A 3,712-nucleotide genomic window follows, 5' to 3' on the forward strand; every position below is an offset into this window, starting at 1 on the left:
GGATATCAGCACAGATGGGAACATGAAACCGGTAACAAGCAGCTCAAGACCTACCTGCGCGGCCCAGGGAAGGTCCTGCGCTCCAAGCATCCCGACACCGTCTACCAGGAGGTCTGGGGCTACCGGCTCACCCACCACGCGATCAGCGCCCTGACCTGCCGGGCCGCGACCGCCGCCGGGATCGACCCCGACCGGGTCACGTTCCTACGCACCGTGAGGATCATCCGCGACCGGGTCGTCACCGACCCGGTTTTTCCCCCCTGACCGGCATCACCGCGTGCTGCGGCTGCTCGCCGCGGACATCACCCGGCCAGACAGGCTCAACACCCGCCGCGAACGTTCCTTCCCCCGTGTCGTCCGTCGAGCCCGGCACAACCAGTTCCCCGTCAAGAAGCCCGGCCAGCGCGGCACCCGCCACGACGCCCCGCCCACGATCAGGCTCGCCAACCCGCTGAACCCCCAGATTGCAGCTTGATCGACTTAGCGTCAGTGGCATTGGGGCTTTACCTGACCGACGCCGTCCCCCCGGACGTCGAGGCGGTCGTTCGCGTGCCGCATGAGGTGCTCCTCGAGGCCGCCGCCGCGCTGCGCGCCGAGGCCGCGCAGTGATGACCCCGGAGGCCGCGGCATGCTTCGACCGGTTCCGGTCCACCGCGTTCCGTCTGTAGACCCTCCAGACCTACCGGGTCGCCAGCGAACGTGAGGAGATCGACGCCTGGCGCGCCAGGCGCCCCCGACCTGAGTGCTCGGTCCGGACCTCCCCATGGCTGGCACGGATCGCGACCGACACGATCGCCGGCAAACGCTGGAGCCGTGTCCACCTCGTCGATCTACCGGCCAGCGGGCCGTGCCCGAGATCCTGTTCGAGACGACTGTTGGGCGTTGCGTAAGTGCCGTCTTCGTAGCCTTCTTCTGAGAAGTGGTCACCTCAGCGTGTACGTGACGTTACGCTCCTGATTGTACTGATAGTTGGATGCGGGGATGTGAGTCGGCATGGATTACGAACAGCGGATCTTCGTCCGTCTCAAGTTCGACGACCTTCTGATTGACTTGTTCGGCACCGCGTTTGAGCAGTTTTTTCATGACCTAATGAGCCTGCGGTACGCTGACTTTCTCCCGGTACGGACCGCTGGAAAATTGGGAGACCAGGGTGCGGACGGGCTCGCTCTGTGCTCGGGAAAAATGTACGTATGCTACGCGCCCGAGGTCTTTGACGAAGCGAAGGTCCGGAGGAAATTCCGCGCCGACCTGGCGAATGCAATGGTGAAAAGAACTGGTGAGTTCAGGACATTCGTCTTCGTGCACAACGACCGCCGGGGAATGCATCCCGTGCTTACGTCGGAACTGGTCAAGGCCAGCACAGCCAATCCTCTGCTCCGCTTCGAGCACATGGGAAGACGAGCGCTCCTGGCTGAGATCGGGAGGCTGGACAAAGCGAGCGCCGAGGACATCCTTGGGTGTCCAATCCCGGTCGATTCGCTGGTCTACGGGGTGGGGATGGAGGAGCTCGCCGAGTTGCTCGACGAGATCGCCGAGGGTTTCTCCGTGTTCTACCGTGGTGCTCGTCGCCTGTGGGATGAGCCAGAGGACATCCTCAATGACTTGCATTTCTACGTTCTCGGGAACATGCATCACCCGCCGAGGGTCCAGCGTAATGCGTGGGTGATTCTCGCTTATTTTTTCGAGCGCTGTCATATCTTCGAGGCGCCGCCCGCGGGGTGGGGTCTGGAGAGCGCGGGTACGGGCTTTCCGGGATGATCGCTCCTACAAGGGGGCTGCCACCCGACCGGTCTCTTCTCGCGGTTGGCGCTCAGATCACCTTGGAGCTTCAGGAGCCGACCACCGTCAGCCAAACGTGGTCTCGACTCCAGACGCGGCGACAGAAGGACAACAGCACGCCGGTCTCGTTCGGCTGGTTCGTCCTCGCGCTCGATATGCTTCACGCGCTCGGTGTCGTCGATCTTCGCGGCGACCTTCTCGTGCTGGGGAGGTCCGATGCTGCGGCGCCTGACCGCTGATGATCCGAGGTTCAAGTCCTTGCTGTTCACCCCAGGACTGAATCCTGTCGTATCAGACACGACTCCGGAATCCCAGCGCACCGATAGTCGCAACGGGGCAGGCAAGTCCAGCCTCGTGGAGCTCGTCCACTTCCTGCTCGGCGCGAGGGTGACCAACGGCGGGTCGCATGTGGCGGCGCATCGGGCGCTGCGGGGCATCACCTTCGAGCTCGTGCTCGATTGGACTGGAGCCCACGACGGTCTCCGTGTCCGGCGGCGGGCGTGGGTGGCCCGGTTCGGGTCGACGAGTGGAACCGGCTTGTTGAGGCCGAGCTGTTCGGACTGCCGCCCGATCACCCCGGAGTGAGCGGTCGGACTTTGATGTCCTTTCTTGCCCGCAGGGTGTCGTCCCACGGGTTCAACGAGGCCACCCTGAGTCACTCCAGGCAGCCCGAGTCGCAGGCGGCGACGAATCTCGCCTACCTGCTCGGTCTGGACTGGCGCCTCGCCGGCCGGTACGAGGAGGTCAAGGCGCGGGAGGAGACCCGTCGGCAGCTACGGAAGGCGGCCAATGATCCTCTCCTCGGCCGGGTCGTCGGCGCTGCGGCCGACCTGCGTGGACAAATCACCGTCGCCGAGGTCCAGCTTGCCAGACTCACCAACCAGGTTCGCAACTTCCAGGTGGTACCGGAATACGAGAACCTCAGGGGACGAGCGGACGCGCTCGGCGATCGGATACGTAACCTGTCGAACGCCGACGCGGCGGACCGTCGCAACCTCGAGGACCTGTCCCGAGCCGTGGCCGAAGCCGCCCGTCCCGAAGTCGGCGACATCGAGTCGATGTACGCCGAACTCGGTGTGATGCTCGGCGACCAGATCGGTCGTCGCTTCTCCGACGTGTACAGCTTTCACGAGTCCGTCGTTCGCAATCGGCGCCACTACCTCGAAGAGGAAGTCGACTCGACGCGGGCGCGACTCGAGGCGCGGCGGCGTGAGCGGGCGGAACTAGGCGAGGAACAGGCCCAGTTGCTGCGGCTTCTCAACGAGGGCGGCGCACTTGACGCGCTCACCGTGCTCCAGAACAGCCTGGGCCGAGAGCAAGCCCGGCTCGAGTCGCTACGGCACCGCTTCGAGGCGGCACAGGCACTCGAGGCCAGCAAAGCAGAAATACAGGCCATGAGAGCGCGGATACAGCAGGAGCTGCTGACCGATCTCGACGAGCGCGAGCGTCAGACCAGCGAAGCGACCCGGCTCTTCCTGAGTTACGCCCAGGCCCTGTATGGCGACGGCCGGGAGGCTTACCTCGCGTTCCGTCCCACCACGAACAGCCTCAAGATCGAGCCGCGTATCGACAGCGACGACAGCCGCGGTATCGGGAACATGGTCGTCTTCTGCTTCGACCTCACCGTCGCGGTGCTCGCACACCGCGCTGGGCGAGCACCGGACTTTCTCATTCACGACAGTCACCTCTTCGACGGCGTCGACGCCCGCCAAGTCGCCAACGCCTTGGCGCTCGCCGTTCAGGTCACCGAAATCGAAGGCATGCAGTACATCGTCACGATCAACTCCGACGACTTGGACAAGGCGATCAGGCAGGGGTTCGATCCGTCCAACTTCATTCGTGAGCCACGGCTCACCGACGCGTATGCCGACGGCGGCCTGTTCGGCTTCCGCTTCTGACCTCTCCCCTTACTGATCAGGCGCGACTCGCGGAC

The 3,712-nt window shown here is 64.4% G+C and carries 4 protein-coding genes and 2 pseudogenes; all 6 read left to right on the top strand.

Annotation, left to right across the window (positions count from 1 at the left end; all coding sequences use genetic code 11):
- A pseudogene (locus tag U9977_RS26275) lies at nucleotides 1-264 on the top strand (transposase); the annotation flags it as partial.
- A 13-nt stretch (nucleotides 265-277) separates the two neighbouring features.
- Nucleotides 278-475, top strand: coding sequence for a hypothetical protein (locus U9977_RS26280; protein WP_322751961.1), 198 nt, complete (start codon nucleotides 278-280; stop codon nucleotides 473-475).
- Between the two features lie 205 nt (nucleotides 476-680).
- Nucleotides 681-890, top strand: a pseudogene (locus U9977_RS27330) (DUF6879 family protein); the annotation flags it as partial.
- A 103-nt stretch (nucleotides 891-993) separates the two neighbouring features.
- The gene (locus tag U9977_RS26285; RefSeq protein ID WP_322751962.1) at nucleotides 994-1,758 is read left to right on the top strand and encodes a hypothetical protein; all 765 of its coding nucleotides are present in this window, start codon (nucleotides 994-996) and stop codon (nucleotides 1,756-1,758) included.
- Nucleotides 1,755-2,018, top strand: coding sequence for an ABC-three component system middle component 6 (locus U9977_RS26290; RefSeq protein WP_322751963.1), 264 nt, complete (start codon nucleotides 1,755-1,757; stop codon nucleotides 2,016-2,018). Before U9977_RS26285 ends, U9977_RS26290 begins: the two co-directional genes overlap by 4 nt.
- Nucleotides 2,019-2,279: 261 nt before the next feature.
- The gene (locus U9977_RS26295) at nucleotides 2,280-3,677 is read left to right on the top strand and encodes an ABC-three component system protein (protein ID WP_322751964.1); all 1,398 of its coding nucleotides are present in this window, start codon (nucleotides 2,280-2,282) and stop codon (nucleotides 3,675-3,677) included.
- Nucleotides 3,678-3,712 lie beyond the last annotated feature (35 nt).

It is taken from the genome of Protofrankia sp. Cas8 (genome assembly GCF_963555845.1).
In the GTDB taxonomy this organism is placed as follows: Bacteria; Actinomycetota; Actinomycetes; order Frankiales; family Frankiaceae; genus Protofrankia.